The organism is Actinomyces sp. W5033 (assembly GCF_051303165.1).
In genome coordinates this window covers 1-8,114 of record NZ_JBPPGD010000005.1, presented here as the reverse complement: position 1 = coordinate 8,114, position 8,114 = coordinate 1, and the positions used below count along the sequence as shown (strand labels likewise).

The window sequence follows — 8,114 nt, the reverse complement described above, 5'->3', positions numbered from 1 at the left end:
TTTCCAAAAAAGCTCCAGAAACAATGCCGTACGCTCGCGCGCAAACCGATGAGTTGGAGGAGGTGGTGCGAGACGGCGGCTCGGTGCCGTGCACGGCAGGCGGCCCGCCACCTGCTAGGTGGCGGGCCGCCTTCGACGTCCTCGCGGCTCCTCGCAGAGCCTCGTGGGGCCTTGCTCAGAACTGGTAGCCCTCGCTGGAGAAGCCGGTACGGAAGTCGTCGGAGAAGCTCGTGCGGAAGTCCCCGCCGAAGTTGTAGTCGTCCAGCGCGACCGACTCGCCCGCGCCGTACGCGTCGCCGGAGAAGCCCGTGCGGGAGAAGACCTCCTGCTTGACCTCCTCGGTCGGCTCCACCTCGATGTCCGAGTAGCGGGCCAGGCCCGTGCCGGCAGGGATGAGCTTGCCGAGGATGACGTTCTCCTTCAGGCCCAGCAGCGGGTCCGACTTGCCGTTCATCGCGGCCTCGGTGAGCACGCGCGTCGTCTCCTGGAAGGAGGCGGCGCTCAGCCACGAGTCGGTGGCCAGCGAGGCCTTGGTGATGCCCATGAGCTCGGTGCGGCCCGAGGCCGTCTTACCGCCCTCGGCCATGACCCGGCGGTTCTCCGCACGGAAGGTCATGACGTCCACGAGGTCGCCCTGCAGCAGCATCGTGTCGCCCGACTCCAGCACGGTGACGCGGCGCAGCATCTGGCGCACGATGACCTCAATGTGCTTGGAGTGGATGTCCACGCCCTGGGAGCGGTAGACCTCCTGCACCTCCTCCACCAGGTGGCGCTGGGTGGCGCCCACGCTACGCAGGCGCAGGACCTTCTTGGGGTCGATCGGGCCCTCGGTGAGGGCGTCGCCCGGCTCCACGTGGTCGCCGTCGGTCACCAGCAGGCGCTGGCGCCGCGAGACCGGGACCACCAGGTCCTCCTCGCCGTCGTCACGGGTGATGACCAGGCGCTTGCCGTCGGCGTCGTCCTCGGTCTTGAGCCGGCCCGCGGCCTCGGCCACAGCGGCCTCGCCCTTGGGGGTGCGGGCCTCGAAGAGCTCCTGCACACGCGGCAGACCCTGGGTGATGTCCGCCGCGCCGGCCGCACCACCCGTGTGGAAGGTACGCATCGTCAGCTGCGTGCCCGGCTCACCGATGGACTGGGCCGCGATGATGCCCACGGCCTCACCGATGTCCACCCGCTTGCCGGTGGCCAGCGAGCGGCCGTAGCAGGCGGCGCAGGTGCCCACGGCGGAGTCGCAGGTGAGCACAGAGCGCACCGTGATCTCCTCGACACCCGCCTCGATGGCGGCCGTGATCTCGGCGTCACCGAGGTCCGTGCCCGCCGCGATGACGACGTTGCCCTCGGCATCGACCACGTCGCGCGCGAGCGTCGTGCCGTAGACCGTCGTGCCCAGGATCTCGCTGGGCTCCTTGACGGTGACGCCGTCAACCACCCTGGCGGTGAAGATGCGCTTGGTCAGGCCCTTGCGGGTGCCACAGTCCTCCTCGCGGACGATGACGTCCTGGGAGACGTCCACCAGACGACGCGTGAGGTAGCCCGAGTCCGCCGTGCGCAGCGCCGTGTCCGCCAGGCCCTTGCGGGCGCCGTGGGTGGCGATGAAGTACTCCAGGACGCTCAGGCCCTCGCGGTAGTTGGACTTGATCGGCCGCTCGATGAGGCGCTGCTTGGGGTCGGCCACCAGGCCGCGCATGCCGGCCAGCTGGCGGATCTGGTCCCAGTTCCCGCGGGCGCCGGAGACCACCATCTGGTAGACGGTGTTGCGTGCGGGGAAGTTCTCGCGCATGGCCTCGGCGACCTCACTGGTCGCCTTGGACCAGATGTCGATGAGGGACTTGTAGCGGTCCTCCTCGGTGAGGGCACCGAGCTCGAACTGGTCCTCGATCTCCTGGGCCTCGGCCTCGTAGCGGGCGAGGATGGCCGGCTTGCTCTGCGGGGAGACGACGTCGGCGTAGGCGACCGTGATACCGGACCAGGTGGACCAGTAGAAGCCGTTGGCCTTGAGGGCGTCCAGGGAGGCCGCGACGTCCACGCGCGGGTAGCCCTCCGCCAGCGTGTTGACGATGTTGCCCAGCTTCTTCTTGTCCACGACGTAGTTGACGTAGGGGAAGGTCTCCGGCAGCGCCGTGTTGAACAGGGCACGTCCCAGCGAGGTGCGCAGGGTGATGGGGTCGCCCTCGCTCCAGCCCTCCGGGGCCTGCCAGTCCTCGGGGGCGGTGATGCCCTCCTCGAAGCGGATGTCCACGGTGGCGTTGACGTGCAGCTTGCCGAAGTCGTGCGCCATGACCGCCTCCGCGAAGGAGGAGAAGGACGGCACGACCTCACGACCCTCGGAGTCCACCTCGACGGCCACCGCCGGGTCCGGCGTCTGGGTGAGGTAGTAGGTGCCGATGATCATGTCCTGGCTGGGCATGGTCACCGGGCGCCCGTCCGAGGGCTTGAGGATGTTGTTGCTCGAGAGCATGAGGATGCGGGCCTCGGCCTGCGCCTCGGCGCCCAGCGGCAGGTGGACGGCCATCTGGTCGCCGTCGAAGTCGGCGTTGAAGGCGCCGCACACGAGGGGGTGCAGCTGGATGGCCTTGCCCTCGATGAGCTGGGGCTCAAAGGCCTGGATGCCCAGGCGGTGCAGCGTGGGGGCGCGGTTGAGCAGCACCGGGTGCTCGCGGATGACCTCGGCCAGGACGTCCCAGACCTTAGGGTTGGCGCGCTCGACCATGCGCTTGGCGGCCTTGACGTTCTGGGCCTCCTTGAGCTCGACCAGGCGCTTCATGACGAAGGGCTTGAACAGCTCCAGAGCCATCTGGCTGGGCAGGCCGCACTGGTGCAGCTTGAGCTGGGGGCCGACGACGATGACCGAGCGGCCCGAGTAGTCCACGCGCTTGCCCAGCAGGTTCTGACGGAAGCGACCCTGCTTGCCCTTGAGCATGTCGGACAGGGACTTGAGCGGGCGGTTGCCGACCCCGGTCACCGGCCGGCCGCGGCGGCCGTTGTCGAACAGGGCGTCCACGGCGTCCTGCAGCATGCGCTTCTCGTTGTTGACGATGATCGTCGGCGCGCCCAGGTCCATGAGCCGCTTGAGGCGGTTGTTGCGGTTGATGACGCGGCGGTAGAGGTCGTTGAGGTCGCTCGTGGCGAAGCGGCCACCGTCGAGCTGGACCATGGGACGCAGGTCCGGCGGGATGACCGGGATGTTGTCCAGGACCATCGACTCCGGGGCCGTGCCCGTGATGCGGAAGGCGTTGATGACCTTCAGGCGCTTGATGGCGCGGGTCTTGCGCTGGCCGGTGCCGTTGGCGACCACCTCGGCCAGGCTCTCGGCCTCGGCCTCGAGGTCGAAGGTGCGCAGGCGCGCCTGGATCGCCTCGGCGCCCATGGCGCCCTTGAAGTAGATGCCGTAGTCGGCGACCATGTCGCGGTACAGAACCTCGTCGCCCTCGAGGTCACCGACCTTGAGCCCGACGAAGCGGTCCCACACGCGGTCCATGTGCTCCAGGGTGCGGGCGTTCTTGCGGCGCAGGGCACCCATCTCACGCTCGGCCACCTTGCGCAGGCGGTCACGCTGGGCCTGCTCCGCGCCCTCGGCCTCGAGCTGGGCCAGCTCCTCCTCGAGGCGGCGCTGGCGCGCCTCGACGTCGGCCTGTCCGGCCTGCTCGACGTTCTTCTTCTTGACCTCCAGCTCGTTGCGCAGCGAGGGAAGGTCGTCACGGCGGCCCTCCTCGTCCACCTCGGTCACCATGTAGGCGGCGAAGTAGATGACCTTCTCCAGGTCCTTGGGCGCCAGGTTGAGCAGGTAGCCCAGGCGGGAGGGCACGCCCTTGAAGTACCAGATGTGGGTGACCGGCGCGGCCAGCTTGATGTGGGCCATGCGCTCACGGCGCACCTTGGAGCGGGTGACCTCGACGCCGCAGCGCTCGCAGACGATGCCCTTGTAGCGCACGCGCTTGTACTTGCCGCAGGCGCACTCCCAGTCGCGGGTGGGACCGAAGATCTTCTCGCAGAAGAGCCCGTCCTTCTCCGGCTTGAGGGTGCGGTAGTTGATGGTCTCGGGCTTCTTGACCTCGCCGTGGGACCAGGACCGGATGTCCTCAGAGGTGGCGAGACCGAGCTGGATGCGATCGAAGACGTTAGCGTCGAGCACAGTTCCTCATTCCGATGTGTCAGCTCATCGTGTGTGTCTTGGTGGGGCGGCCGGGGCGTTGTTCCACGACGTCGCCGGCGGCCCGTGGGGCCCGGGAGGGGGCGGCCTGCGCCGGCCCCCTCCACCGGGTCCCGTGGGGCTCAGATCTCGTCAACCGTGGAGACCGCGGCGCCCGGGCGGCGGCCCAGGTCGAAGCCCAGCTCCTCAGAGGCGCGACGGCCGTCGTCGTCGGCGTCGTCCAGGGCGATGACGTTGCCCTCGTGGTCGAGCGCCTCGACGTTCAGGCACAGCGACTGCATCTCCTTCATGAGCACCTTGAAGGACTCGGGGATGCCGGGCTCGGGGATGTCCTCGCCCTTGACGATGGCCTCGTAGACCTTGACGCGGCCGTTGACGTCATCGGACTTGACGGTGAGCAGCTCCTGGAGGGCGTGGGCGGCGCCGTAGGCCTCCATCGCCCACACCTCCATCTCACCGAAGCGCTGGCCACCGAACTGCGCCTTACCGCCCAGCGGCTGCTGGGTGATCATGGAGTACGGGCCGGTGGAGCGGGCGTGGATCTTGTCATCCACCAGGTGGTGGAGCTTGAGGATGTACATGTAGCCGACCGAGATCGGGTACGGGAAGGGCTCGCCGGAGCGGCCGTCGAACAGGCGCGCCTTGCCGTCGGCCTGGACGAGCTGCAGGCCCTCGGGGCTGGGCAGCGTGGAGGACAGCAGGCCCATGAGCTCGTCGTCACGCACACCGTCGAAGACGGGGGTGGCGACCGGCGTGCGCGGCTCGGCGCTCACGCCGTTGTCGGGCAGGCGCAGGGCCCAGACCTCACCGGCCTCGCGGGCGGCGGTGGCGTCCCAGCCGCGCGAGGCCACCCAGCCCAGGTGCAGCTCGAGGACCTGGCCGACGTTCATGCGGCTGGGCACGCCCAGCGGGTTGAGGATGACGTCCACCGGGGTGCCGTCAGCCAGGAAGGGCATGTCCTCGACCGGGTTGATCTTGGAGATGACGCCCTTGTTGCCGTGGCGGCCGGAGAGCTTGTCACCGACGGTGATCTTGCGGCGCTGGGCGATGTAGACGCGCACCATCCGGTTGACGCCGGCGGGCAGCTCGGCGTCCTCGCTGGAGGCGTCGAACTCGCGCACGCCGGTGACGATGCCGTACTCGCCGTGCGGCACGCGCAGGGAGGTGTCGCGCACCTCGCGGGCCTTCTCACCGAAGATCGCGCGCAGCAGGCGCTCCTCGCTGGTGAGCTCGGTCTCCCCCTTGGGGGTGACCTTGCCGACGAGGATGTCGCCGCTGCGGACCTCGGCGCCGATGCGGATGATGCCGCGCTCGTCGAGGTTGGCCAGGGTCTCCTCGGCGACGTTGGGGATGTCGCGGGTGATCTCCTCGGCACCGAGCTTGGTGTCGCGGGCGTCCACCTCGTGCTCCTCGATGTGGATCGAGGTCAGCAGGTCCTCGGCGACGACGCGCTGGGAGATGATGATGGCGTCCTCGTAGTTCAGGCCCTCCCAGGTCATGAAGGCGACCAGGAGGTTCTGGCCCAGCGCCAGGTCGCCGCCCTCGGTGGCGGGGCCGTCGGCCAGGACGCTGCCGGCCTCGACGTGCTCGCCCTCGTTGGCCACGACGAGCTGGTTGTAGCAGTTGCCCTGGTTGGAGCGGCGGAACTTGGCGACCTTGTAGACCGTCTCAGAGCCGTCGTCGTTGGCCACGCGCACGAAGTCCGCGCAGACCTCGGTGACGACACCGGGCTTGGTGGCCACGAGGACGTCGCCGGCGTCCACGGCGGTGCGCCGCTCCATGCCCGTGCCCACGAGCGGGGCGTCGGGACGGATGAGCGGCACGGCCTGGCGCTGCATGTTCGCACCCATGAGGGCGCGGTTGGCGTCGTCGTGCTCGAGGAAGGGGATGAGGGAGGTTCCCACCGACACCATCTGGCGCGGGGAGACGTCCATGAGGTCCACCTCGTCGGCGGCGACCAGGGCGGGCTCACCACCGGTGACGCGGCACAGGACCCGGTCCTCGGCAAAGTGGCGCCCGTCCTCGGTGAGCTCGACGTTGGCCTGGGCGATGACGTGGCGGTCCTCGTCGTCGGCCGTCAGGTAGTGGGTCTCGTCGGTGATCTCGCCGTCGCGCACCACGCGGTAGGGGGTCTCGACGAAGCCGAAGGGGTTGATGCGGGCGAAGGTGGCCAGCGAGCCGATGAGGCCGATGTTGGGGCCCTCGGGGGACTCGATGGGGCACATGCGCCCGTAGTGGGAGGTGTGCACGTCGCGCACGTCCATGGAGGCACGCTCACGCGACAGGCCGCCGGGGCCCAGCGCGGACAGGCGGCGCTTGTGCGTCATGCCCGCCAGCGGGTTGTTCTGGTCCATGAACTGGCTCAGCTGGGAGGTCCCGAAGAACTCCTTGATGGCCGCGGTCACGGGGCGGATGTTGATAAGGGTGTTGGGCGTGATGGCCTCGACGTCCTGGGTGGTCATGCGCTCGCGCACCTGACGCTCCATACGGCTCATGCCGGTGCGCACCTGCGACTGGATGAGCTCGCCGACGGCGCGGATACGGCGGTTGCCCAGGTGGTCGATGTCGTCGAAGTCAACGGCGACCTCGACGACCTCCCCGTCCTGGACGCCCTCGACGCCCGCCTCGCCGGCGTGCAGCGCCAGGAGGTACTTGATGGCGGCGGTGATGTCCTCGATGCGCAGGACGGAGTCGGCCAGCTCGGCGGCCAGGCCGAGCTTCTTGTTGATCTTGTAGCGACCCACCTTGGCCAGGTCGTAGCGCTTGGGGTTGAAGTAGAAGTTCTCCAGCAGGGTGCGGCCGGCCTCGACACTCGGCGGCTCACCGGGACGGATCTTCTTGTAGATGTCGAGCAGGGCCTCGTCCTGCGTGGTGACCTTGCGGTCCTCGTCGAGCACCGAGGTCAGGACGGGGTAGGCCTTGAACTCCTCGCGGATCTCCGCCTCGTCCATGCCCAGGGCGAGGAGGAAGACGGTGATGTCCTGCTTGCGCTTGCGGTCCACGCGCACAGCGACGTGGTCGTTCTTGTCGATCTCGAACTCGAGCCAGGCGCCGCGCGAGGGGATGAACTTGGCGTTGTAGACGTACTTGTCCGTGGCCTTCTCGGTGGCGCGCTCGAAGTAGACGCCCGGGGAGCGCACCAGCTGGGAGACGACGACGCGCTCGGAGCCGTTGACGATGAAGGTGCCCTTGTCAGTCATGAGCGGGAAGTCACCCATGAAGACCGTCTGCGACTTGATCTCACCGGTCTGGAAGTTCTCGAAGTCCGCGACGACGTACAGGGGCGCGGAGTAGGTGAGGTCCTTCTCCTGGCACTCCTCGGCCGTGTACTTGGGATCCTCGAAGCGGTGGTCATGGAAGGACAGGGCCATCGTCTCGCCGAAGTCCTCGATCGGGGAGATCTCGTCGAAGATCTCCTCAAGACCGGAGGTGTCAGGCAGGGAGCCGGGTCGCTCGGCGTTCGCGGCGTTGACGCGCTGGCGCCACTTCTCGTTGCCGACGAGCCAGTCGAAGGACTCGGTCTGCAGGGCGAGAAGGTTCGGGGCCTGCATGGGCTCCGGGATCTTCGCGAAGTTGATGCGACGCGACGCGGTGCGCGCGGCGATGTCAGCGGCGGTAGGTGCAGAGGTGCGCGAGGCAGCCAAAGGGGGATCCTTCCCTCATCTCGGGGATCACTCTGCGTGCACTGCGCGGCGCCGGCCGGGTCCGTCGCCGCGGGTCCAGGCCACGGCCTGTCCCTCGTCGGGCGATCACACTCGTGCCAGTACACACAATGGACGCAAAGCGCTAGCGTACACGCCGCCTCCACCCTCCACTATGATCCGGACCCCCAGGTTCTTGCGATCCCGAACACATTCGTGGATACTACCCGGCCCCGTTTCCGACGGCGGCCTGCCGGGCCCGGTGAGACGGCAGGAGGTGCGGGCGCACGCGTCGGGGCCCACCCCCCCAGGTGTGGGAGGGG

2 protein-coding genes are annotated in these 8,114 nt (G+C 68.6%); both read right to left on the bottom strand.

The genetic code is table 11. The features are described from left to right. Positions 1 to 175: 175 nt before the first annotated feature. Positions 176 to 4,132, bottom strand: a complete 3,957-nt coding sequence (locus ACSJJR_RS04355; RefSeq protein WP_435942269.1) for a DNA-directed RNA polymerase subunit beta' — start codon at positions 4,130 to 4,132, stop codon at positions 176 to 178. A gap of 140 nt (positions 4,133 to 4,272) precedes the next feature. Next, complete coding sequence (gene rpoB, locus ACSJJR_RS04350) at positions 4,273 to 7,794, bottom strand: DNA-directed RNA polymerase subunit beta (RefSeq protein WP_435942268.1); 3,522 nt, start codon at positions 7,792 to 7,794, stop codon at positions 4,273 to 4,275. Between the last annotated feature and the right edge of the window lie 320 nt (positions 7,795 to 8,114).